The sequence below is a fragment of the Gorillibacterium sp. sgz306347 genome (assembly GCF_059735245.1).
In genome coordinates, this window is record NZ_JCAPET010000001.1 from 309,048 (window position 1) to 326,887 (window position 17,840).

Below are 17,840 nucleotides of genomic sequence, written 5' to 3' on the forward strand. Positions count from 1 at the left end.
TGCTCATAGGTATGTAAAATACCCCACCGCCCATTAGACATGGTGGGGTCTTTTTTCGCCAAGCAAAACGCCTCGCTGCCTATTCGGCGGTCGAGGCGTTTTTTGCGTTTTCGCGGGTTATGCGGTACCGCTCGATTTCTTCCGGGTCCCAAAGGCCCGGAGCAACCTCCCGGGGAAAGTCTCCCCGGTAGCCCTCATTGCGCGCAGATCGGGCCAGCTTAACGACACCCGGCCGGCTGATCCCGACGACGCGGGCCACGTCAGCAGCCCGCAGAAGCACCTTGGGCGTACCTGTGATATCCCCCGGACCATACGCCTTGCCTGCCGGATCGACCAGCACCAGCTGTCCGTAGCTGCTGGAGGTATGGTCCGTTGTAATCCGCCAGCCGGACCATGCGCCGGAGCCTATCCATTGGTCACACATCGCGTTTCCTCCTCTTCGCCAGCTCGTCGATATAGGGCTGGTGATATTTCTCCTCTCCGGCCTTGCGGGCTCGGACCGCCTCCTCAATCGTCTTAAATCTGCCGAGGTAGCGATATTTGCCCTTGATCGTAATTGACGCCACATAGACCGGGTTACCCTTTTTATCCACGCGAAGGCTGACGCCTTTAACCCCTGTCTGGTTATCCGGCCTCACCTTACGCTGCAAATAAGGGACGACCACGCCGTCGACAGCAAACTCCTCTTTTAAGGTTACCCGCGCGTCCTCGATTACGTCCAACCGCTTGCAGCCACAGGAGGTCACCATGCCATTTGTAAGGCGATGCGTCGGGACAACGGTCTCGCGGCCGCACGCGCACCGACAGCGCCATTCCACCCTTCGGCTGCCGGGTGTGGAGGGGAGGCGCTCCAGGACCGTCAACCGGTCAAATATACGTCCTCTGAGGTCGGCCGAGTTTGCCTCTGATGTACGTTTCCTTTGGACACAACCGCATGAGGTGGAGTGCCCACCCCGGAGACTCGACATGGTCGTGGTTATCATGTTGCCACAATCACAACGGCAGAGCCAGCGGCGGGTATACCCCCGGCGCTCCGCCTCCGATACGACGACAAGACGACCGTAGCGGTCGCCTGTCAGGTCGATTAGTTTCTTCATGCGCCGAAAGCTTCGTCGAGAGCGGCGGTTTGGGCGCGAATCTCGTCCATCAAGTCATTTTCGTTAACGTCCGCCAGAGCCTGTTCCACGGCTTCGGCCCCGTGAGCTTCCTTCAGCTCTGAGATCCGGTCGGACAGCTGCTGCTGTGCAGCAACTGCCTTGGACCACCACTCAAAGGTATCGGCGTCCGTGGTGTACTCGTCGGTTTGTTCGTCGCGGGTGAAATCCGCGAAACCGCCAGCGTTACCGATAAAGTCGCTTACCCAATCAATGCCGTTTGCGTCAACAAGTTTAAGCGTCTCAACATTTCCGTTCACCTTTACGTTCATTTCATTTACTCCTTTCGCCTCACCCGGTATCTCCGGTTTGTTGGCCGCCGTGTCGTCCCTTGCTGTGATTTAAATATACCACAAAGGTTAACATTTGTTAACCGAACAAAACACGAACGAACTGTGACGATTTTGTGATAGGAAAAACCGCCATTGACTCCGAAGAGGATGGCGGTTAATCTGATGGTGTCGCCGGATCGCTCCGGCGTGGATTGCAACAAACTTGCTTATACAGAGCACTCCGGCCCCCTTTGCCCATGACGCTGTTGCAGCGGCGCGGGGCATGGTTTGAGGGGCCGGGCGAAAGGGTCGAGCGCTTGCTCGGCTCTTTTTGTTATCGCCTGTCCTCGCTGTTAGGGTAAAACCTTTTACCCACCCAAGAGGCCTGCTTGCGGATCGAGTCCGCATGGGCTTTTGATATGTTGATGATACTCCCACCAGTGCCGCAATTGGCACAGGGGATTTCGCGCTCGCAGGCGCTGGACCCGGATGTGCCAGTCGGCACAATAGACCCATCCAGGTTAGTTGCAAAGCAACATACACAAAAATCAACCATCTCCACTTTTACTCCTCCTCACTTAAGGCGACTGAGCAGATTGATGATCAGCTCATACTGCCCGATCAACCCCAAGCGATCAGCGTTGTCCTCCGGTTTTTTGGACATCGCCAGTTTGCGCGCGCGCTCCTGCACGTCCCGAGCGAGCGCCTCCAGCACCTTTTTGAGGTCGATCAGGTTACCGATCTCCGACAACCTCAAAAGGTCCTCATGATCCAATCGTTGCTGCAAATCCATCTAATCACCTCCCACATACTCCCAACTGTATCACGGCGGACGAAATCAGTCTACCGTCCCGTAAACAACCTTATAGTCGATGTCCGGCCATTCATCGTCCGTGAAAGCGACGATGCTTTTCAAGTCCTTAAGCCGCTCCGGATGACGGAGGATAGACGGAAACCGGACGCCCTCCGGATCGTCATCCCCGTTGTCGTAGCGCACGTAGGCTACGATCTCATTGTCACAGATGGAGTACACCACATCACAATCAAATTTGCGGAACATTCCGCTGCCCGACTCTTCGAGTTTTAAACGGAACGTTCCGCCCTTGAATCGGGCCGTTCCGATTTTTTTCCCACGAAGTCCCGGTCCCCGGTCGATCGACACGGTTATGACCTCGGAAGCGTCCTGCGATTGCAGAAACTTGCGGACAATATCGTGCGTCCGGAGCATCTGGATGGGTTTGCCGCCTTGAATTACCTGCACCCCGCAAAACTGATCCAGGAAGGAATGCCTCATAATTTCGTTTTCGGCCTCTTGGAGAGTGGCGAAAACGGAGTGGATCGAATCGCTCCTGTTCGTTATTACGATGTATGCCTCCATCAGACCACCGCTTTCACGCGGATCGCCTGCGCTGCGATCTGCAGCCGGTCGCGGATCTGATCGCCGGAGAGGTCGCCATCCGTTGCGGCGTTGTACCCGGAGATCGAAGCGGACGTAAATGCGCCAGCCGCGGCCACCAGAAAGGGCGGCAGGACACCGACCACATGCTTACCGGCCACGTCGGCCGCCGACAGATTGCGCGGGCTGCCGTCGGGGTTACGCTGCTCCAGCACCTCGGCCTCCGGGTACATCCCGGCCAGCACGTCGAGCGTGGCCTGATGCTGTGTCGTAATGGCAACCGGCATCCCGGCGGTGTCCACCGTCTCGATGATGTACTGCTGCACGTCAGGATCTGCGGCGATCACATCCTCCGGCGTGTCAAACTTGGCACCGCGCGGCATAACCAGCGCAAAGTAAGTGCTGTAGCCTTGGCCGTGCAGGACGGCCGCCGGGAGCGACGACAGGACAGCCGGGACCTCTCCGGTGCTGTGCGCACCGAGACCGGCGATGGCCGGAAACCCGGACGATACGACTTTGTAAGATGCGAGCAGCTGGGACAGTTTCATAATTGCATTCTCCTTGTGGCCCACGAGGGCCGGTATAGTATGCCTTGCGGCACCCATCGAGAGGCGAGGGATCGCCCGCTCTAGCGTGTCTCAAGAATTAGAGGCCAACAAATCTCTGTACCGCTTTAAGTTTGGTTTTTTGTTGGGTAAAGGAGTGACCAACTCAAAGCAATCCGTTACAGCCAAAACAAACCTGGCAAAGCCCACCTCCCCGAGCGCCTCCCGAATCTCTTCGGAGTTCAAAAATTCCTCTAGCACGCTGTATATTTTATAAATGAGGCCCGCGCGAGGATACCGATCTTCCCCTTTCGTCGGAGCCTTAATCGTATACAACACCCGGGAAACACCATAGTCGGAAGCCTTCTTAATACCCTCCAGTTCCTTGGTTCTTTTTTCGCGCTCTACCTGGTCCGCATAAATGCGTTCCATGTCCGCGAGTTTAATCCCGCTGCTTTTGGCGGCCGAAATCAGCGGACCAAGAACGGTGCTGAGACGTGTTATCGCGCCGCCGCCGATACCATACGAGAGTATCTCGTCAATGGATACGTATTCAACAGGCGATTCCGCCCTATACTTCTCAACAGCGGCGACCGCTTGCTCGTGCGCCGCAATAATGCTGCCGAAAATATCCTCCACGGCAGCATGGAGAACGAGCAACTGCTCGTCGGTTACCTCGGGATTGCGCAGGGAGAACACTTCTTTCTTCCTCATGATTTCCTCCTGTCCGCTGCCTCCCCGAAGGTGAGGACTTATGCGGCTACCTTTCCTTGTGACCTCCGCCGAAAGCCTCCAGAATCGCGGGTATCAAATCGCTCGGGATCGTTACGCCGCGAGTGGTTTCTTCTTCGCCTTCCCATTTTTCGGCCACAATGGCAGCCAAATGACCGAGAGACGTTTTGTACAAGACCCAACGGCGGGCGCAACCCTCATCCTCGTTATCTGTGCGATCCGCGATCAGGCTGCCGTGCTTCAGGGCCGGATGAGACATCATTTCTTTTTCCAATTTCGGGAACATGGTCATTTCATTTCTCCCTTCCTGGCACCCGGCCGGTTATCTCCAGCGCCTCGATTCGGGCGCATATTTCGTGCTGCCATTCGACGTCCGCGGTCTCGCTGGCGAGCAGGGAGAGGGCTTCCAGCTTGATCCTCTCCCACACGAACCGCGCGTTGGCGGCCAAACAGTGCGCGACCTCCTGCAGTTCCTCCGGCGAGAGCTGGCGACGCTGGTTAATCGTGTGCAGCTCCGCCAGCCGCTGGTGCGCCGGGATCACCGGCGGCCACGGAGGGCTTTGATAAGGGCGGCCACGGCCAGCAGAGCGCCAGCACCGATAACAATCCAGGTGAGATTATTCAAGGGCGATTCTCCTTCCGGGTAGATTAAAGAACCTCGATGCGGGATTCTTGGAAGTAAACTACTTGACCGGCGCGGAATTTTCCGCTTTCCACTTCTGTAATACGGATTTCAAACAGCCTGTTTCCTTGGGGAAACATGGGGCTTTCTTCAATATCGATCACGTCTCCCGTAAAAATGTCGATAAGGTTATCGAACTTGATTCGGTAGATCGGACATTCCTTCATATCGTCTTCCATAGCGATCCCCCTCGCGTTCGGCCGCCGCCTGAGTGTAAAACCCTTACGCCACGATAGCTGCAACTTCCGATTCCTTGATCCGGGAAACCTCACCGCCCCGGACGATAATGTAGCGGCGATTCCCGCGCTCGCAGACATCGTAGATGCCGTCTGCCAGCGTGTAGATTTGGTCTTTGTACTCGTCAACCGTGTAATCCATAAACTCGCGATCATACCGGTACGTTTCGTGCGGCCCGACGATCTTGGCGACCCAGGAGCGGCTGCGCTTGTTTGTGCTCAGCTCGACGATGGCTTTCTTCGGGCGGCGGGCTTCAACCCACGCCTGCCGGAGGGCACCGGCGAGATACTCGCGAACCTTACCACCAAACCGTACAACCGCCGCCTTTGCAATCTCCCACGCCCGAACCATTACTTGCTTTTCCATCGTCATTCGCTCCCTTGAATTCATTTGATTACCTTATGTATTCATAATAGCATGTTTTGAATATGTCGTCAACTAGTTTGAGTAAAAAATATTGCGTTATGAATGATAATGATGGTATATTGAATGCAAAGGCGGTGAACAAGCAATGGCACGCACCACGGTTAGCATAAATGAAGATACGCGCGAGCTGCTCAATCGCGTAAAAATAGACTATGAATTCAAAAGTGACGATCAGGCGGTAAAATACCTGTGCCAGTCTTTTCTTGATGATGCTAAGGCACAAGTATTGCAACAATACCTTTCCGTAAAAGGCAAACGGGAGCAGGAGGAGGAAGGACGATGAAAAAGCGTCGTCGTCAATACTTGGATTACGCTGTCGCGGGTAATGTTCTGATCCCGATGTTGCTGGTGGATCATGAGCAGTTTCTCGCCCTTGTAGACGCCAGCGAGCGCGGGGAAGTCGAGATGATACACGCCCGGCCGCGCCGTCGAGCCTAAGAAAAAGAGGAGCCTTTCGGCCCCTCCCTCTTGCTTACTTGCTGTTGCGTTTGGTACGATTGATGTGGTTTTGGTAAGCCCTTTCCTCCGCGTCCGTCAACGCGTATTTCTGGAGGATTGCGGCTTGCTCTTCCCGGAACGCCTCCCGCGTAATGCGCTTGAGACCCATTCTGTCCCGAGCCACCCGCAGGAGGTGTTCCCTTTTTTCTAACTTTGCGAAGGCTTGCATCGTCAGCTTGTCCATGTGTTTCTCACCTCCTTTCTGATTTAATTATACAACGAAATTCGTTGAATGTCAACGAAAAACGTTGAACTTTTTTGCTTATTGTTGTATGATGATATCGAGGTGATAAACATGTTCCGATTGAAAATTTCTGAGTTAAAAAAGGAAAAGGGCGTTTCGGTGAATGAGATCAGCGAAGCAACCGGCATTCGATGGAACACGGTAAAGGATATGGAAGCCGGTACTGCCCGCGCTTGGTCGCCGGACAACCTGGAAAAGCTGATGCAGTATTTCGGGCTGAGTTGGGTTGAGGACTTGATCGAATACCAAAAGGAGCAGGAGGAGGAGGGATGAGGATGACGTTAGAAGAGATTTATGAGACTTTTCAAGGGTTGGACGAGATTGATAAGCGGGGGTTTTTCGTTTTCCTCTCCGGCCGTTTGGAGAAAGGAAGCTTCGAAAAGTACTTCGCAGAATACCTGGCATTACAAAATGAGCAGGAGGGATAACCTCGCTGCTCTTTTTTTGTTCTTGAAACAAGAACATTCGTTCGCATATAATGGACGTATCAAAACACGGGAGTGATCAACATGGCAAAGACAGCAAAGCGGCCGTCGCGAGACGAGTTTGAGCTGGAGGAGATCGCGAACCAATTAAGCGAGGCAAAGGAGGCGGACAGCGCGGTTACGCTGGCCGTGTGGGGACTCGCGGAACCGGTGCAGGGCCGCATAGCGGATATGGACAGCCGGACAAAGATGATCCATGTATCGGGCCGTGACGGGATTGTAAAGGTGCCTTTTTTGGACATTATGAAGGTGAGCGGCGTATGAAACAGCGGCGGAAGCTGGAGGGTAACGGCCTGTGGGAGTCGATGCGGATTATCCTGCCGGAGCATAAAGAGCGGATCAATGAGCATTACCACAACCGCAACCGCGTTACGCGTAACCAGCTCGGCCCCGACAAGATCGAGGAGATCGACGGCATGCTCCGAGCTGCGCGGGCTGACTGCGTGCCGGTCACGGTGGATGTTTGGACCGACTTTGGGCCGCGGCCGGTCTCGGGCCTCGTCGCATACATAGACCAGCGGCTCCGGCGGATTAAAATCGAGATGGAAGACGGATTTGAGTGGATAGACTTCGCGGAGGTCGTAGGGGTGAGGTTTAACGATGCTTACGGATTTTGAGCGCAAGCTGCTGCGGATCGTGTACAACTACTTTACGAAATACCGGCGGATGCCGACTTACGCGGAGCTGTCCACGATGACCGGCCGGGATCGCCGAGACATCGCGGCGGGGCTTAACGGCTTGCAGGATCAGCGGTATGTGGAGTGGGACGGGCACAGCCTTGACACCATCCTGATAAAAGAGGGCTGGGAGCGGCCGCCGATCAAATAAAAAAAAGCAGGGAGGGGTTACCTCTCTGCTTTTGTTTTTAAGACAAGCCGCCCATTTTATAATCGCTCAAGCTGTCGAGCGACATTTTAGATTGGCCCATTGGTGTTTTCGGGGCTTCTTTAGGAGTTGCAGCACGTTCCATCCTGCTCAGCCGTGCATTTATCTCCTCTATATTTTCCAGGTGAACGGAGTATGCCCAAATCAATATTGCTCCGACAATACCAGCGACCCACCACGTAAGCGCCGCAGCCCAACCGAATCCGGGATCGTCGCGCCAATCAAACTCCGGCGCAACCGTAAAGGTGTTCCCGGCCGAAATCCCTGCAATGACCGCCAGCACAAACGCTGCAACCGCAAGACCCCGCAAAACTTTGACCATAGTATTTCCCCCTAACATTTATCACTCTTTTACGAACTGGCTCCAATTACGTACGCGCTCACGGGCTGCTTTATCTTCTTCTTTCACCGAAGAGGTTTCCGTAACCTCCTGCCGCGTATTCTGCTCGATCTTTCGGAGAATTGCGTTTGAATCCTCCAGATGCTCAATAATGACGGAGATCGCTCCGATCATAATTCCCCCGACAATCCCGGCAATCCACCACGCAAACGCAATAGCCCACGAAAATTTGGGTTCTTCCAAACCAAGCACAGATTCCATGTTTGGTGAGTCCCCGGCTGATATCCCGGCAATAAAAGCGCAAATGACCGTTGCAAAAGCGAGGATGCGTAAAGCCTTAACCATGATAGCCCTCCTAAATCTTGATTGGTCAATTTTACCACAAGGAGAGTTTGAGACAAAAGCCCTGTTTTAGTAGATGGATTACAAAAATGTGATAAAAAAATTAAAACTTATGTAATGCCTTTAACTTTCGACAATCTGCGACAGTTTGCGCGTGTCGAAAGTAGTAAGCTATGTATGAGAGAGGTTTAGAAGTTATTGTTCTAACTCGTTGTAGGGCGGGCGTAATTTCGCCCGGCGGTGCGTCTTAATTCCACTCGTAAAGGTCCTCCATGTGGCATCCCAACGCCTGAGAAATGGCATACATCGCATCAATGGACATGCGTTGCTCATTGTGGATGTAGTACGATATCATCCGCTGCGAAATGCCTGTCCGGCGCGCTAATTCCGTTTGGTTAATGCCCGCATCTTTGAGGAGTGGACCAAGCTTGCACCTCCCTCTACGAGAGAGAGCCATTTAACCTCCGTATCACATTAGTATCATTTTAGCAAACGTATGTTCTTGTTTTGGGGTGCGTATGGTATAATCATCACATCGTATATCGGCAATTACATCTGAGGAGTGATGCGATATTAACAAGATTAAGATTCACGTCAGTAATTTTTCCCTTGTTTGCGGACAAGACTTCAGATTTTTGGAAGCGGTTATTTCCGGCCGTCACGATACAGACGTTCGGCCCGAACCGCCGCAATCATGCGCTGAAACTCCTCAGCCGTCAAAGTGTGACCATCAATTGCAATAAATTCATATTTCGATTGAATTTCCTCATCCGTAAGATTCAAGACGTTGTCAAAAAGCTCCTTCTCTTTCTCCAAAGGGTCGGGGTTTTTGTTTTTCCCCGCTCCATAAACATCCGTCCCTTCAACCAACTTCGTCACGGGCACATCCAGCGCATCGGCAAGATCGCTCAGCCGATCCATATCAATTTTGATGTCGCCTGTTTCGTATCGCTGAACGGTCTTTTTTGTTACTCCCACTTTTTCCGCTAGGACTTGCAGGCTGTAATTTCTTATTTCCCTGTACTTTCTTAGGTTTTCTCCTACCACTTCATAAAAGTTTATTTTTTCCTTTGAGCCAGTCATTTTAATTCCCCTTCATCTAATGGACTGAGTACAGTTAACCACAAAAAGACACGGAATACAACTTTTTTATTTTTTCGTGTCTTTTTAGGGTTGACTCTAAACTTTTAGGATGCTATTCTGTGTGTGTCTCCTAACGACACGACAGAAATGAGGTGATTGGATGAAGATCACTGTCAAGGCAGCGAGGGTTAATTCGGGGATGAAGGTCGAGGAAGCAGCGAATGCCCTTGGCCTTTCTAAAGGCGGTTATTCCAAGAAGGAAAACGGCCACACCAAGTTTTATGCAGATGAACTTGCTCGCCTGAGTCAGATTTTCCAAGTTCCTTTCGAAAATTTTTTTGAGGCGGAGTGTCCTGTTACGACACGATCAAGCGAATGACACTCCGCTGATCCTAGCCCTTTGAAAATAGAATAGCATCGCACCAAAGCGAAAGGAGGCCACCATGAACATCATGGTTGACACCATGGAAAGGATCGTCGCGGAGCCTAAACTCCGGGCATCCAAGGCCATGCTGACGATGCCGGCCGTTATGACCGAGGATCAGCTCGACGGCCTGCAGCATTACTTCAAGACCCAGTGTATCGGCCAAATATTCGAATGCACCTATATCTCATTCATCCACGCAGTTCGGAATGGGATATGGCCGCCGTTGAAAGGGGCGAAAGAATGCTAACCAAAATCAGCACCATCAACATTGGTACACGCATCCGGGAGGACATGGGCGACATCGCCGGCCTTGCGGAGAGTATCCAGGCGCGGGGATTGCTCCATCCGATCATCATCGACGAGATGGGTAACCTGATCGCCGGGCACCGGCGGCTGGAAGCGCACAAGTTGCTGGGGCGGGAAGAGGTTGAAACCCGGACGATAGCGGACCTATCCGAGAAAGAAAAGCGCCTGATTGAGCTGGAGGAGAATACGAAGCGCAAGGCGCTGACGGAAATTGAAGCATCGAAAAACCTCGCGGATCTTGTCGAAGCAACGAAAGAAATACTCCGGGATGAATTTCCTTCACCGAGTGAAGGAAAAGAAAACGGCAGTAAAGGGCGGCCAGGTAAGCCTGATTCCGAGGAGAAGGTCGCTGAACGTTTGGGTGTTTCAACGGGAGCAATATCCGAAGCCCGTCAGCACGTCGCCGCCGTTGAGAAGTACCCGGAATTGGAGGCGGTCCCCAAGAAGGAGGCCATCAAAACGGCCAAAGACCCGGAAAAAGCGGAACTTTACCAAAAGGCCGTGGAAGAGTTTCCGGAACTGAAAGAAGCTAGGCTGCCGGTTGATATGGTCATCAGTGGGGCCGAGAAATTGAGGAAAGCCCCTCCGGAAGTAGCTAAGGCGACGCTTGACGCCGTGATGGAAGTCGATAGGCGGTCCGTTTTGAAACAGCAGTTGATTGACGAGCAATACCGGCAGAAAAAACTCATTGACAATTTGATTGACTCCGCGGTCCGCATGCGGGGCGTCGTAACGGAAGAACGAATGGCCTCCTGGCTGGAACTGGTGCATGGCCGTGACGACATCGAAACGGCCATCAGCCAAATTCAGGGCGGCATCAACGAGTTTGAGCTTCTGAAAGCCAAAATGAAGGATTCCTTGAAAGGACCTCGGAAGGTGGTGAAAGGCCGTGGCTAAAACCAATCTTAGCCGTGATGACCGGACGGATTTCATTATCGACTACCTAAGCAAGGAATTTTCCATCGAAGAGGTGGTCGCCTTCCTGCAAGAGCGGATCGTCCTGGATGAAAAGAAAGTCCAACAGGATGCATGGAAGGCGAAGGCTAGGCGGTTGATCGGGAGTTTTCGAGACTCCGATGGACTCCGGCGTATGGCAGCATACAACGCCGCACCTGATGGAGAACCACGGCGCATGCGCTATCAAATGATTGATAGCTGCAACGATCTGAAGGTGTTGGATAAGCAAATCCGCCAAATGGTAAAAAACCGCGATGGGTCCGCGAAATTGATCCAGAAAGCGGAAGACCGGAAGCAGAAGGTAGAAGAACAAGGCGATTTGTTCGAACTGATCGACTTTGATTTTGGGGAGGAAGCGGGAATATGAAAAATCTGTCCGTCAAAGGCTCGCAGATCAACGCAGTTTGCGAAGCCATGAAACAAGCGAAAGGCGGGCCGTACCGGCGGGAAAACGTGTGGGTGAAGCGGGGGCTGGGCGGGGGCATCATCGACGTTCAGGACAAGGTTCCGTTCGGCTCAGCCTTTATACCCGACGACGAGGACGGTGAGGGCGAATGAGTGCAGCACTTACCCGGGCGCAGTATCGCGAAACGGTCATCCGGATCGAAGAGCTGCTGAAAATGCGCCGTGCCAAGGATCTCGGCCAACGCATCCTTCCGGATCGTGTGGATCTGGTGGATGGTCTCATCGCTGAGTCCAAAGCCGGCGTCGGTCCGGTCGTCGCGGAATGCGGGCTGACAAAGGGGTGCTTCGTGCATCCCCGAATCCTTCGGGAATGGAACGGAATCAAAGCTTGCCCGGCTTGCATTCGCCGGGAGAACGAAGAATACGAGGCTATTTCGGGAGCGTTGGTGTTCCAATAATGGCCGATAGCCACGAAGGGAGGTGAGCAGGAGCATGAAGCGCGAGGACTTGATCGGAAAGACCGGTAGCATCATGCGGACGGTTACTGTAATCGACGCAAAAGAGGATGATCTGGGAGAAGTTGAAATCCGGGTTGCCGACGAAGCGGGAAATGAATACTGGACCGCCTTGGACAGTGATGTCGATCTGTATTAAAAAAGAGCCGTTGCACCGGCCCTTCTGGAATTACACGCACTCATTATAACACGAAAGCGAGGAACAGCAATGGCGAAATTCATCACGATCTCGCTGCGGTCAACTTGCGTCGCTCAGTTGTCCGATAACGGAAGCCTGACGCTCTATCAAAGCGAAACAGAGGCGGAGGGGCATCTTTGCCCGGCGCAAAGCCTTTACCTCTTACCCGCCTCTGTAGCGACTCTCAGGCGGCTCCTGAACGGCGAATATGTCCCGGACGAAGAAAGGGGCGTCCGGCTTGAGTAAAGCCTACACAGCCCCATTCATCGCGTCCAAGGACGATCAAATATTGCTTGTTGAACATGGCGGGTCCATTGTCTTCCGAGGCGACAAACCCGTCTTTAATTTTCCCTCTTGGGAGCATTACCAGCTTTACATCAAAGCCAAACAGCAAAGGGAGGACACAATTCATGGCAGCACCTAATCAGCAACTGCAAATAATTCATGGCAATCTCGACAAACTGCTTGAAAACAAGCGCGAGGCGATGCCGAAAAACTTCAACAAGACAAGATTTTTGCAAAACTGCATGACCGTCCTGCAGGACACCAAGGACATTGACAAATGCGATGCGGCCAGCGTCGCGCGAACGATGCTGAAAGGTGCGTTTCTCGGACTCGATTTTTTTAACAAAGAGTGCTACGCGATCATCTACGGCGGCAGCGTCCAGTTCCAGACGGACTACAAAGGCGAGATCAAACTCGCCAAGAAGTACAGCGTCCGGCCGGTTCAGGACATCTACGCCAAGCTTATCCGCGAAGACGACGTTTTTCTTGAAGAGGTCAAGGACGGCCGTCAGGTGGTCCAGTTTACGCCAAAAACCCTCAACGATGGTCCGGTGCTCGGTGCGTTTGCGGTCGTGCTGTTCGAGGATGGCGGCATGGCCTATGAGGTCATGACGGCCGCCGAAATCGAGACAACGCGCAAAAACTACTCCAAGCAGGCCAATGGTCAGGCTTGGACCAAGAGCGCCGGTGAAATGTACAAAAAGACGGTCCTCCGGCGGCTCTGCAAAAACATCCAGCTCGATTTTGACTCCATCGAGCAAGCGCAGACGTTCGAGGAAGCGTCAGACATGGATTTTAGTCCGGAGCGCAAACCGGCCCAACGCAGCCCCTTTAACTCCGTAGACGCCGAGTTTGAGGAGGTAGCGCCGGATGAAGCTGACCAGGGATAACTATTACTCCCCGGAAGCCAATCGGGAGTATATGAGCGTCAGCCAGTTCAAGGGCTTCCTGCCTGCTTTCGGCGGCTGCGAGGCGGCGTCAATGGCGAAACTGGCTGGGGATTGGGTTGATCCCCCGAGCACGGCGTTCATGGAGGGCCATTTCGTCCACGCCTGGAACGAGGGAACGCTCGCCGAGTTCAAGGCCAATAACCCCGACCTGTACAGCAGCCGTGGCGCGACGGCCGGGCAACTCAAGGCCAACTTCCAGCATTGCACCAAGATGATCGAGACGCTGGAGGCAGACCCGTTGGTCCTACAGGTGCTGGGCGGGCAAAAAGAGGTCGTCATGACCGCTGAGCTGTTTGGCATCAAGTGGAAGGTCATGTTGGACAGCTACCAGCCGGAAAAAGGAGTGTTTGCGGACCTCAAAGCCCTGAAAGAGATCGACGGCAAGTGGTGGAGCCAGTCGGCGCAATGCTACGAAAACTTCCTGGAGCACTACGGCTACACGATCCAAATGGCCGTTTACGCCGAAGTCGAAAAAATCGCGAATAAGCGGGAAAACTGGCTGCTCCCCCACATGGTTGTGGTGACCAAACAGGACCCACCGGATCATGAAATCCTGTACTTCGACTTTAACGACATCCAGGCGGCGCTCAACATCGTCGCCAACAACATCGAACGCGTGATGCTGGTAAAGTCGGGGGCCGTCCCGCCGGAGCGCTGCGAGCGCTGCGAGTATTGCCGGAGCACGAAGCAGATCAAGCGGATTCGCCATATCTCCGAGCTGGCGCTGTATTGATGCCGGTAGGCGAATTTAATCCAGTCCCAAAGCCCTCGCACAAGCGGACCAAAAAGACAGCTAAGCAGCGGGGCCAAGTGACCGCCGACGTCTACGCAGCAGCTTGGGCCCGTTCCGGCGGCCGCTGTGAGCGCTGCGGGCGCTCGGCGCGGAAGGTTTGGACGCTGGAAGGGGCTCACGCGGAGAGGCGCTGGAAATACGGTCAGGAGGGCGTGACGGCGGCGGATATCATCATCCTATGTGGGCCCTCCTCCGACTCCGGCACCTGCCACCATTGGGCGGACAGCACCCGAGAGGGCCGTGAATGGCTGCTCCAGCAGCGCGAAAAGAACAGACAAGGGATGTGATCCCATGCAGGTAACCATCATCACACGCCGCCCGGAATGCCAATTATGCGACACCCCGATCAACCCGCAGGCAGAGCGATATTACAAGGGCCTCCGGCTCTGTCTCCGCTGCTTTGCGGGCTTGACGGGCAAGACGATACGGTCCGGGCGGCTCAAGGAGGTAAAGCGAAATGCTTGTGAGAGTGGATAACACCGTTTACGGCATCAGCGATAAAGGAAAAATGGGCTTTTTCCATCAAGGTGAAATCCTTGACGTGGTAGATGAAGGAGCTTTGTACCGAGTTGTGAGCGGACGCCTTTCGGGTATCCGATTCCCTGCGTATCATGCCGGAGTCATTACGGACCGAACCGCTGAACTGGAACAGCGACTCGGGGAGGCTATCGAAGAAGCGTTCGCCGCAGAAACGGCCTATGAACGGCTACGGATCGAGCATGAGGCTTTGCTGGGAAACCTCCACAAAATCATCAAGCCGGAGCAAACGCCCGAGGACATACTGCTTAACATCTACCGGGAAATGTATGCAAAAGGCGATGATGCGGGCGTGGAAATGTTGGAGCAGGCCGCCGACAAGCCCGGAACGTATGAGCTCCGGGATAAAATGATCGCAATCCGCGCGGGGGTGGCAGAAGATGACCTCCCCTTCTAAAACAGGAACGGAGCTGCGGAGAGGAGAGAGAGCATGGGTAAAACCAAGCGGACAACGTGGATGTGCGGAGAAGTGATTGCCATTCACAAATGCGATAACTGCAAAGAGTACATCGACGGTCTCCCGTATTACCACTGGCAGACCAAGAACTTCACACTCTGTTGCTACTGTTTACGGGATTTGGCGAAACAAACTGGTGGGTGAGGTGAATGCAACATGAGGGGCCGGCCATTCCTGGCGGATACATCTTTCTGTCAAGGAAAATCATCGAAAGCCAAATATGGCAGAAACCCCCGCTCTACCTGAAGGTTTGGATTTACCTGCTGGCAAGCGCTCAACACCGAGATTACAAAAAACTCAAACGCGGACAACTGCGAACCTCAATTCCCGAGATCATCGAAGCTTGCAGTTGGAAGGTTGGATTTAGGACAGAGCGCCCCAGCAGGGACCAAATTTTTCAGATTTTGAACTGGTTGAGGGAAGTGGGAGAAGGGTCGCACGAAGCCGCCGCGAGAGCAACGATGATCACGACGACGAAAGCAACGCACGGCATCCTGATAAACATAGAGAACTACTGCTTTTATCAGGACTCTCGAAACTACGAGAGCAATGACGAAAGCAACGATGAAACCCTTACGACCCCCACTAATATAAACAAGAATGATAAGAATGTTAAGAATGAAAGAATAAAAGAAGGAGATATGCCCCCTATGGCTGAGGAAAAGCTGAAATTCCTGGACACGGTATTCCTGACCCTCAAACAATACGAGACCCTCGTAAACGAATACGGAAAATCTCGTGTTGATCTTTACATCGAAAAGCTGGATGAATGGCAAACCAACAAGAAGCCCTCTCAACACAAAAAGGACCATAACAAAACGATCCGGGTTTGGATTAGGGGTGATATGGCAAAGCAGAGCGAATTCCAGCAACAGCGGAACCTTTCTCCCTCGGAACGGGAAGCAGAGATTCAGGCGAAGGCTGCGAGGGATCGGGAGAAAGCGATCAAGGCCGGAGAGGAGATCACGGTTCTGCCTGACATCGACTGAGGAGGACACCATGAACGAACCGTATGAGGACAAAATCTTAGAGGCCGAGCAGATGACGCTCGCGGCGGTGCTGAAAAAGCCCGACCTGATGGACGATTTCCTTACCCTTATTACCGAAAATGATTTTTCCATTCCGCTGTACAGGGCGATTTTCGCGGCGGCGACCGACCTGCACAACCACAATAAGCTGGAATATTTCGCCCTGCGGCAGCGGCTGCGGGATTCTGGTGAGCTGATTGCCGCCGGCGGAGCGGGGGAGCTGGCTCGGATTCGGGATGCACTGCCGTCGCTCGCCCTCGCAACCTATTACGCCGAAAAGGTGAGAGATTACAGCATCCTCCGGTCAGGCATTCGAATGGCCGAAGAGGTCCGGGAACTGTCGCTCAACCCGCCGGAAAACATCGACGAGTACATCACCGCCGTTAATGCGCGGGTCAATGGATTCGGGCTGCAGCGGCGGCGGCAGGCGGCTCCAATGGCGACCATCGCCGGGGAGTACATTGACCAAAAGCTTTCCGGCCATGTTGTCCGCTCTCCTATGCTGGGGCTTACCGAAATTGATTTATGGATGCGAGGGATTGGTCGGGACCGATTGATTTCCGTCGCGGGGCGACCTGGGGCAGGCAAGACGGCGCTTGCCTTGCGGAGCGCTCGAAAGATATCCGTGCAGGGGTTTGGTCCGGTCTACTTCGCCAGTATGGAGATGGGCAAGTATGAGTTGCTGGACCGGATGGCGGCAGACATGTTGGGTATCCCCTTCGGGCGCATCCAAACGGGTGAGCTGCAAGACCAGGAAAAGAAGCGCATGAAGGAAAGCCGCAGCCGGTTTGAGCAGTATCCTCTCGTAATCGACGACACGCCGCGCATGGATGTGCAGCACATCATGAGCGAGTGCAGGAGGATCAAACGGGATCACGGTAAGCTCGGGGCAATCATCATTGACTACTTAGGGCTGATCCAGCGGCCTCATGTGCGAGGTGAGACGGAGGCGGACGCCCTCGGAAAGATTACGCGGGAACTGAAGCTTTTTGCGAAGGAAATCGGCTGCTCCATTATCCTGCTCGTCCAAATGAGCCGGGACATCGAAAAGCGGAACACCAAAAGGCCCGTAATGTCCGACCTTAAAGGCTCCGGCAGCATTGAGGCCGATTCGGACATGGTAATCTTCCTGAACAAAGACGAGGAGCAATCCAGCTACGCAGAGGCAATCGTCGATTTCATCGTCGCCAAGGGTCGGCAGACGGGCGTCCGGGACTTCAAAATCAAATTTATCGGCCAATATCAACGGATCGAGGATAAGCGCTGATGGACGAGAACACCGAGAAACCGGTCGCAGAATTTCTGTCGGACGCTTTTGTCCGGTTGGTCGAAATCCTGATCGAGCGCTATGAGCTGGGCCCGGACACGGAAGACACGATCATCGAACTGTCCCGGAGGGCGAAAGGGACGCTGGAAGACCTGGACCTCATGTTCAACACCCTCGGCAAACTGGCGGAGTTGCTAAAGCGGATTGACGACGGGGAAAAGTACCTGTCCCGCGATAACCTGACGGCAGCGCAACAAACCAAGGCGGCCAAGACATACGAGGCGCTTACTCAGGAGCTTGGCCGTCTCATTGAGCGGCTGCAATCATCATCCGACCACCTGCCACCCCGGAGGCTTGATCCGTGGGAGATTTAACAGGCACAGCAGAAACCCGGCCAGAGGCCGGAGGAATGAG

38 protein-coding genes are annotated in these 17,840 nt (G+C 53.8%); 22 read left to right on the forward strand and 16 right to left on the reverse strand.

The window, feature by feature from the left end; all coding sequences use genetic code 11:
- Positions 1-79: 79 nt before the first annotated feature.
- The 11 genes from AC6I6H_RS01395 to AC6I6H_RS01445 all read right to left on the reverse strand — a co-directional run bounded on the left by AC6I6H_RS01395 (position 80) and on the right by AC6I6H_RS01445 (position 5,384).
- Positions 80-424, reverse strand: coding sequence for a hypothetical protein (locus AC6I6H_RS01395; protein ID WP_497949998.1), 345 nt, complete (start codon positions 422-424; stop codon positions 80-82).
- The gene (locus AC6I6H_RS01400) at positions 417-722 is read right to left on the reverse strand and encodes a hypothetical protein (protein WP_497950003.1); all 306 of its coding nucleotides are present in this window, start codon (positions 720-722) and stop codon (positions 417-419) included. The genes AC6I6H_RS01395 and AC6I6H_RS01400 overlap by 8 nt, the downstream gene beginning before the upstream one ends.
- A gap of 371 nt (positions 723-1,093) precedes the next feature.
- On the reverse strand, positions 1,094-1,426 hold the full coding sequence (locus AC6I6H_RS01405; RefSeq protein ID WP_497950008.1) for a hypothetical protein: 333 nt from the start codon (positions 1,424-1,426) through the stop codon (positions 1,094-1,096).
- 574 nt (positions 1,427-2,000) lie between these two features.
- Positions 2,001-2,219: a hypothetical protein gene (locus AC6I6H_RS01410; RefSeq protein ID WP_497950012.1), complete on the reverse strand. Its 219-nt coding sequence runs from the start codon at positions 2,217-2,219 to the stop codon at positions 2,001-2,003.
- A gap of 45 nt (positions 2,220-2,264) precedes the next feature.
- Complete coding sequence (locus AC6I6H_RS01415; RefSeq protein ID WP_497950016.1) at positions 2,265-2,720, reverse strand: hypothetical protein; 456 nt, start codon at positions 2,718-2,720, stop codon at positions 2,265-2,267.
- Between the two features lie 83 nt (positions 2,721-2,803).
- Positions 2,804-3,370 carry a CRISPR-associated protein Csx16 gene (locus tag AC6I6H_RS01420; RefSeq protein ID WP_497950019.1) on the reverse strand — a complete coding sequence of 189 codons (567 nt, stop codon included), beginning with the start codon at positions 3,368-3,370 and terminating at the stop codon, positions 2,804-2,806.
- 90 nt (positions 3,371-3,460) lie between these two features.
- Positions 3,461-4,081, reverse strand: coding sequence for a hypothetical protein (locus AC6I6H_RS01425; RefSeq protein ID WP_497950023.1), 621 nt, complete (start codon positions 4,079-4,081; stop codon positions 3,461-3,463).
- Positions 4,082-4,127: 46 nt separating this feature from the next.
- A complete protein-coding gene (locus AC6I6H_RS01430) occupies positions 4,128-4,391 on the reverse strand; it encodes a hypothetical protein (RefSeq protein WP_497950027.1) in 264 nt (87 codons plus the stop codon).
- Between the two features lies 1 nt (position 4,392).
- On the reverse strand, positions 4,393-4,641 hold the full coding sequence (locus tag AC6I6H_RS01435) for a DUF7667 family protein (RefSeq protein WP_497950030.1): 249 nt from the start codon (positions 4,639-4,641) through the stop codon (positions 4,393-4,395).
- 106 nt (positions 4,642-4,747) lie between these two features.
- A complete protein-coding gene (locus AC6I6H_RS01440; RefSeq protein ID WP_497950032.1) occupies positions 4,748-4,960 on the reverse strand; it encodes a hypothetical protein in 213 nt (70 codons plus the stop codon).
- Positions 4,961-5,003: 43 nt separating this feature from the next.
- Positions 5,004-5,384, reverse strand: coding sequence for a hypothetical protein (locus tag AC6I6H_RS01445; protein ID WP_497950035.1), 381 nt, complete (start codon positions 5,382-5,384; stop codon positions 5,004-5,006).
- 145 nt (positions 5,385-5,529) lie between these two features.
- On the opposite strand from AC6I6H_RS01445, the gene AC6I6H_RS01450 reads away from it, so the two are divergent.
- Positions 5,530-5,727 carry a hypothetical protein gene (locus tag AC6I6H_RS01450; protein ID WP_497950040.1) on the forward strand — a complete coding sequence of 66 codons (198 nt, stop codon included), beginning with the start codon at positions 5,530-5,532 and terminating at the stop codon, positions 5,725-5,727.
- Complete coding sequence (locus AC6I6H_RS01455; RefSeq protein ID WP_497950044.1) at positions 5,724-5,882, forward strand: hypothetical protein; 159 nt, start codon at positions 5,724-5,726, stop codon at positions 5,880-5,882. The genes AC6I6H_RS01450 and AC6I6H_RS01455 overlap by 4 nt, the downstream gene beginning before the upstream one ends.
- Before the next feature lie 34 nt (positions 5,883-5,916).
- On the opposite strand, the gene AC6I6H_RS01460 is transcribed toward AC6I6H_RS01455, so the two are convergent.
- Complete coding sequence (locus AC6I6H_RS01460) at positions 5,917-6,126, reverse strand: hypothetical protein (RefSeq protein ID WP_497950049.1); 210 nt, start codon at positions 6,124-6,126, stop codon at positions 5,917-5,919.
- Between the two features lie 111 nt (positions 6,127-6,237).
- On the opposite strand from AC6I6H_RS01460, the gene AC6I6H_RS01465 reads away from it, so the two are divergent.
- The 5 genes from AC6I6H_RS01465 (at position 6,238) to AC6I6H_RS01485 (ending at position 7,499) form a co-directional block, all read left to right on the forward strand.
- On the forward strand, positions 6,238-6,459 hold the full coding sequence (locus AC6I6H_RS01465; protein ID WP_497950054.1) for a helix-turn-helix domain-containing protein: 222 nt from the start codon (positions 6,238-6,240) through the stop codon (positions 6,457-6,459).
- A gap of 2 nt (positions 6,460-6,461) precedes the next feature.
- On the forward strand, positions 6,462-6,614 hold the full coding sequence (locus AC6I6H_RS01470; protein WP_497950059.1) for a hypothetical protein: 153 nt from the start codon (positions 6,462-6,464) through the stop codon (positions 6,612-6,614).
- Between the two features lie 81 nt (positions 6,615-6,695).
- Positions 6,696-6,935, forward strand: coding sequence for a YolD-like family protein (locus AC6I6H_RS01475; protein ID WP_497950063.1), 240 nt, complete (start codon positions 6,696-6,698; stop codon positions 6,933-6,935).
- Positions 6,932-7,288 (forward strand): YolD-like family protein, encoded by a 357-nt coding sequence (locus tag AC6I6H_RS01480; protein WP_497950066.1) that lies wholly within the window; start codon positions 6,932-6,934, stop codon positions 7,286-7,288. The genes AC6I6H_RS01475 and AC6I6H_RS01480 overlap by 4 nt, the downstream gene beginning before the upstream one ends.
- Positions 7,272-7,499 carry a hypothetical protein gene (locus tag AC6I6H_RS01485; protein ID WP_497950072.1) on the forward strand — a complete coding sequence of 76 codons (228 nt, stop codon included), beginning with the start codon at positions 7,272-7,274 and terminating at the stop codon, positions 7,497-7,499. Before AC6I6H_RS01480 ends, AC6I6H_RS01485 begins: the two co-directional genes overlap by 17 nt.
- Before the next feature lie 37 nt (positions 7,500-7,536).
- Here AC6I6H_RS01485 and AC6I6H_RS01490 read toward each other — a convergent pair whose 3' ends face one another.
- From AC6I6H_RS01490 to AC6I6H_RS01505, 4 genes are all read right to left on the reverse strand, one after another.
- On the reverse strand, positions 7,537-7,878 hold the full coding sequence (locus tag AC6I6H_RS01490; protein WP_497950075.1) for a hypothetical protein: 342 nt from the start codon (positions 7,876-7,878) through the stop codon (positions 7,537-7,539).
- A gap of 21 nt (positions 7,879-7,899) precedes the next feature.
- Positions 7,900-8,241, reverse strand: coding sequence for a hypothetical protein (locus AC6I6H_RS01495; protein WP_497950078.1), 342 nt, complete (start codon positions 8,239-8,241; stop codon positions 7,900-7,902).
- Between the two features lie 244 nt (positions 8,242-8,485).
- Positions 8,486-8,695 carry a helix-turn-helix domain-containing protein gene (locus tag AC6I6H_RS01500; protein ID WP_497950082.1) on the reverse strand — a complete coding sequence of 70 codons (210 nt, stop codon included), beginning with the start codon at positions 8,693-8,695 and terminating at the stop codon, positions 8,486-8,488.
- Between the two features lie 188 nt (positions 8,696-8,883).
- Positions 8,884-9,321 (reverse strand): helix-turn-helix domain-containing protein, encoded by a 438-nt coding sequence (locus tag AC6I6H_RS01505; protein WP_497950088.1) that lies wholly within the window; start codon positions 9,319-9,321, stop codon positions 8,884-8,886.
- Between the two features lie 160 nt (positions 9,322-9,481).
- On the opposite strand from AC6I6H_RS01505, the gene AC6I6H_RS01510 reads away from it, so the two are divergent.
- The 15 genes from AC6I6H_RS01510 to AC6I6H_RS01580 all read left to right on the forward strand — a co-directional run bounded on the left by AC6I6H_RS01510 (position 9,482) and on the right by AC6I6H_RS01580 (position 17,800).
- Positions 9,482-9,700 carry a helix-turn-helix domain-containing protein gene (locus tag AC6I6H_RS01510; protein ID WP_497950092.1) on the forward strand — a complete coding sequence of 73 codons (219 nt, stop codon included), beginning with the start codon at positions 9,482-9,484 and terminating at the stop codon, positions 9,698-9,700.
- A gap of 64 nt (positions 9,701-9,764) precedes the next feature.
- Positions 9,765-9,995 carry a hypothetical protein gene (locus AC6I6H_RS01515; protein ID WP_497950096.1) on the forward strand — a complete coding sequence of 77 codons (231 nt, stop codon included), beginning with the start codon at positions 9,765-9,767 and terminating at the stop codon, positions 9,993-9,995.
- A complete protein-coding gene (locus AC6I6H_RS01520; protein ID WP_497950100.1) occupies positions 9,989-10,951 on the forward strand; it encodes a ParB N-terminal domain-containing protein in 963 nt (320 codons plus the stop codon). Before AC6I6H_RS01515 ends, AC6I6H_RS01520 begins: the two co-directional genes overlap by 7 nt.
- Positions 10,944-11,378: a hypothetical protein gene (locus AC6I6H_RS01525; RefSeq protein ID WP_497950105.1), complete on the forward strand. Its 435-nt coding sequence runs from the start codon at positions 10,944-10,946 to the stop codon at positions 11,376-11,378. Before AC6I6H_RS01520 ends, AC6I6H_RS01525 begins: the two co-directional genes overlap by 8 nt.
- Complete coding sequence (locus AC6I6H_RS01530; protein WP_497950107.1) at positions 11,375-11,569, forward strand: hypothetical protein; 195 nt, start codon at positions 11,375-11,377, stop codon at positions 11,567-11,569. Before AC6I6H_RS01525 ends, AC6I6H_RS01530 begins: the two co-directional genes overlap by 4 nt.
- Positions 11,566-11,874: a hypothetical protein gene (locus AC6I6H_RS01535; protein WP_497950109.1), complete on the forward strand. Its 309-nt coding sequence runs from the start codon at positions 11,566-11,568 to the stop codon at positions 11,872-11,874. The genes AC6I6H_RS01530 and AC6I6H_RS01535 overlap by 4 nt, the downstream gene beginning before the upstream one ends.
- A 34-nt stretch (positions 11,875-11,908) precedes the next feature.
- On the forward strand, positions 11,909-12,070 hold the full coding sequence (locus AC6I6H_RS01540) for a hypothetical protein (RefSeq protein WP_497950111.1): 162 nt from the start codon (positions 11,909-11,911) through the stop codon (positions 12,068-12,070).
- 247 nt (positions 12,071-12,317) lie between these two features.
- A complete protein-coding gene (locus AC6I6H_RS01545) occupies positions 12,318-12,533 on the forward strand; it encodes a YjzJ family protein (RefSeq protein WP_497950113.1) in 216 nt (71 codons plus the stop codon).
- Entirely contained in the window at positions 12,520-13,284 is a 765-nt protein-coding gene (locus AC6I6H_RS01550) for a recombinase RecT (protein ID WP_497950117.1), read from the forward strand. The genes AC6I6H_RS01545 and AC6I6H_RS01550 overlap by 14 nt, the downstream gene beginning before the upstream one ends.
- The gene (locus tag AC6I6H_RS01555; RefSeq protein WP_497950123.1) at positions 13,265-14,077 is read left to right on the forward strand and encodes a PD-(D/E)XK nuclease-like domain-containing protein; all 813 of its coding nucleotides are present in this window, start codon (positions 13,265-13,267) and stop codon (positions 14,075-14,077) included. Before AC6I6H_RS01550 ends, AC6I6H_RS01555 begins: the two co-directional genes overlap by 20 nt.
- A gap of 77 nt (positions 14,078-14,154) precedes the next feature.
- Positions 14,155-14,424: a hypothetical protein gene (locus tag AC6I6H_RS01560; RefSeq protein WP_497950127.1), complete on the forward strand. Its 270-nt coding sequence runs from the start codon at positions 14,155-14,157 to the stop codon at positions 14,422-14,424.
- A gap of 170 nt (positions 14,425-14,594) precedes the next feature.
- The gene (locus AC6I6H_RS01565) at positions 14,595-15,071 is read left to right on the forward strand and encodes a hypothetical protein (protein ID WP_497950133.1); all 477 of its coding nucleotides are present in this window, start codon (positions 14,595-14,597) and stop codon (positions 15,069-15,071) included.
- Between the two features lie 209 nt (positions 15,072-15,280).
- Positions 15,281-16,120, forward strand: a complete 840-nt coding sequence (locus AC6I6H_RS01570) for a hypothetical protein (RefSeq protein WP_497950138.1) — start codon at positions 15,281-15,283, stop codon at positions 16,118-16,120.
- Between the two features lie 10 nt (positions 16,121-16,130).
- Positions 16,131-17,426 (forward strand): replicative DNA helicase, encoded by a 1,296-nt coding sequence (locus AC6I6H_RS01575; RefSeq protein WP_497950144.1) that lies wholly within the window; start codon positions 16,131-16,133, stop codon positions 17,424-17,426.
- Positions 17,426-17,800, forward strand: a complete 375-nt coding sequence (locus tag AC6I6H_RS01580) for a hypothetical protein (protein WP_497950150.1) — start codon at positions 17,426-17,428, stop codon at positions 17,798-17,800. The genes AC6I6H_RS01575 and AC6I6H_RS01580 overlap by 1 nt, the downstream gene beginning before the upstream one ends.
- The last annotated feature ends 40 nt before the right edge of the window (positions 17,801-17,840 follow it).

What these genes read in the sequence shown, in the direction of transcription:
- AC6I6H_RS01445 (WP_497950035.1), bottom strand. Translation starts at nt 5,384, where the DNA reads ATGGAAAAGCAAGTAATGGTTCGGGCGTGGGAGATTGCAAAGGCGGCG.
- AC6I6H_RS01485 (WP_497950072.1), top strand. Translation starts at nt 7,272, where the DNA reads ATGCTTACGGATTTTGAGCGCAAGCTGCTGCGGATCGTGTACAACTAC.
- AC6I6H_RS01520 (WP_497950100.1), top strand. Translation starts at nt 9,989, where the DNA reads ATGCTAACCAAAATCAGCACCATCAACATTGGTACACGCATCCGGGAG.
- AC6I6H_RS01480 (WP_497950066.1), top strand. Translation starts at nt 6,932, where the DNA reads ATGAAACAGCGGCGGAAGCTGGAGGGTAACGGCCTGTGGGAGTCGATG.
- AC6I6H_RS01440 (WP_497950032.1), bottom strand. Translation starts at nt 4,960, where the DNA reads ATGGAAGACGATATGAAGGAATGTCCGATCTACCGAATCAAGTTCGAT.
- AC6I6H_RS01405 (WP_497950008.1), bottom strand. Translation starts at nt 1,426, where the DNA reads ATGAACGTAAAGGTGAACGGAAATGTTGAGACGCTTAAACTTGTTGAC.
- AC6I6H_RS01495 (WP_497950078.1), bottom strand. Translation starts at nt 8,241, where the DNA reads ATGGTTAAGGCTTTACGCATCCTCGCTTTTGCAACGGTCATTTGCGCT.
- AC6I6H_RS01500 (WP_497950082.1), bottom strand. Translation starts at nt 8,695, where the DNA reads ATGGCTCTCTCTCGTAGAGGGAGGTGCAAGCTTGGTCCACTCCTCAAA.
- AC6I6H_RS01490 (WP_497950075.1), bottom strand. Translation starts at nt 7,878, where the DNA reads ATGGTCAAAGTTTTGCGGGGTCTTGCGGTTGCAGCGTTTGTGCTGGCG.
- AC6I6H_RS01575 (WP_497950144.1), top strand. Translation starts at nt 16,131, where the DNA reads ATGAACGAACCGTATGAGGACAAAATCTTAGAGGCCGAGCAGATGACG.
- AC6I6H_RS01570 (WP_497950138.1), top strand. Translation starts at nt 15,281, where the DNA reads ATGCAACATGAGGGGCCGGCCATTCCTGGCGGATACATCTTTCTGTCA.
- AC6I6H_RS01420 (WP_497950019.1), bottom strand. Translation starts at nt 3,370, where the DNA reads ATGAAACTGTCCCAGCTGCTCGCATCTTACAAAGTCGTATCGTCCGGG.
- AC6I6H_RS01425 (WP_497950023.1), bottom strand. Translation starts at nt 4,081, where the DNA reads ATGAGGAAGAAAGAAGTGTTCTCCCTGCGCAATCCCGAGGTAACCGAC.
- AC6I6H_RS01395 (WP_497949998.1), bottom strand. Translation starts at nt 424, where the DNA reads ATGTGTGACCAATGGATAGGCTCCGGCGCATGGTCCGGCTGGCGGATT.
- AC6I6H_RS01415 (WP_497950016.1), bottom strand. Translation starts at nt 2,720, where the DNA reads ATGAGGCATTCCTTCCTGGATCAGTTTTGCGGGGTGCAGGTAATTCAA.
- AC6I6H_RS01530 (WP_497950107.1), top strand. Translation starts at nt 11,375, where the DNA reads ATGAAAAATCTGTCCGTCAAAGGCTCGCAGATCAACGCAGTTTGCGAA.
- AC6I6H_RS01450 (WP_497950040.1), top strand. Translation starts at nt 5,530, where the DNA reads ATGGCACGCACCACGGTTAGCATAAATGAAGATACGCGCGAGCTGCTC.
- AC6I6H_RS01410 (WP_497950012.1), bottom strand. Translation starts at nt 2,219, where the DNA reads ATGGATTTGCAGCAACGATTGGATCATGAGGACCTTTTGAGGTTGTCG.
- AC6I6H_RS01470 (WP_497950059.1), top strand. Translation starts at nt 6,462, where the DNA reads ATGACGTTAGAAGAGATTTATGAGACTTTTCAAGGGTTGGACGAGATT.
- AC6I6H_RS01515 (WP_497950096.1), top strand. Translation starts at nt 9,765, where the DNA reads ATGAACATCATGGTTGACACCATGGAAAGGATCGTCGCGGAGCCTAAA.
- AC6I6H_RS01540 (WP_497950111.1), top strand. Translation starts at nt 11,909, where the DNA reads ATGAAGCGCGAGGACTTGATCGGAAAGACCGGTAGCATCATGCGGACG.
- AC6I6H_RS01505 (WP_497950088.1), bottom strand. Translation starts at nt 9,321, where the DNA reads ATGACTGGCTCAAAGGAAAAAATAAACTTTTATGAAGTGGTAGGAGAA.
- AC6I6H_RS01545 (WP_497950113.1), top strand. Translation starts at nt 12,318, where the DNA reads ATGTCCCGGACGAAGAAAGGGGCGTCCGGCTTGAGTAAAGCCTACACA.
- AC6I6H_RS01475 (WP_497950063.1), top strand. Translation starts at nt 6,696, where the DNA reads ATGGCAAAGACAGCAAAGCGGCCGTCGCGAGACGAGTTTGAGCTGGAG.
- AC6I6H_RS01555 (WP_497950123.1), top strand. Translation starts at nt 13,265, where the DNA reads ATGAAGCTGACCAGGGATAACTATTACTCCCCGGAAGCCAATCGGGAG.
- AC6I6H_RS01535 (WP_497950109.1), top strand. Translation starts at nt 11,566, where the DNA reads ATGAGTGCAGCACTTACCCGGGCGCAGTATCGCGAAACGGTCATCCGG.
- AC6I6H_RS01455 (WP_497950044.1), top strand. Translation starts at nt 5,724, where the DNA reads ATGAAAAAGCGTCGTCGTCAATACTTGGATTACGCTGTCGCGGGTAAT.
- AC6I6H_RS01550 (WP_497950117.1), top strand. Translation starts at nt 12,520, where the DNA reads ATGGCAGCACCTAATCAGCAACTGCAAATAATTCATGGCAATCTCGAC.
- AC6I6H_RS01510 (WP_497950092.1), top strand. Translation starts at nt 9,482, where the DNA reads ATGAAGATCACTGTCAAGGCAGCGAGGGTTAATTCGGGGATGAAGGTC.
- AC6I6H_RS01565 (WP_497950133.1), top strand. Translation starts at nt 14,595, where the DNA reads ATGCTTGTGAGAGTGGATAACACCGTTTACGGCATCAGCGATAAAGGA.
- AC6I6H_RS01465 (WP_497950054.1), top strand. Translation starts at nt 6,238, where the DNA reads ATGTTCCGATTGAAAATTTCTGAGTTAAAAAAGGAAAAGGGCGTTTCG.
- AC6I6H_RS01430 (WP_497950027.1), bottom strand. Translation starts at nt 4,391, where the DNA reads ATGACCATGTTCCCGAAATTGGAAAAAGAAATGATGTCTCATCCGGCC.
- AC6I6H_RS01460 (WP_497950049.1), bottom strand. Translation starts at nt 6,126, where the DNA reads ATGGACAAGCTGACGATGCAAGCCTTCGCAAAGTTAGAAAAAAGGGAA.
- AC6I6H_RS01580 (WP_497950150.1), top strand. Translation starts at nt 17,426, where the DNA reads ATGGACGAGAACACCGAGAAACCGGTCGCAGAATTTCTGTCGGACGCT.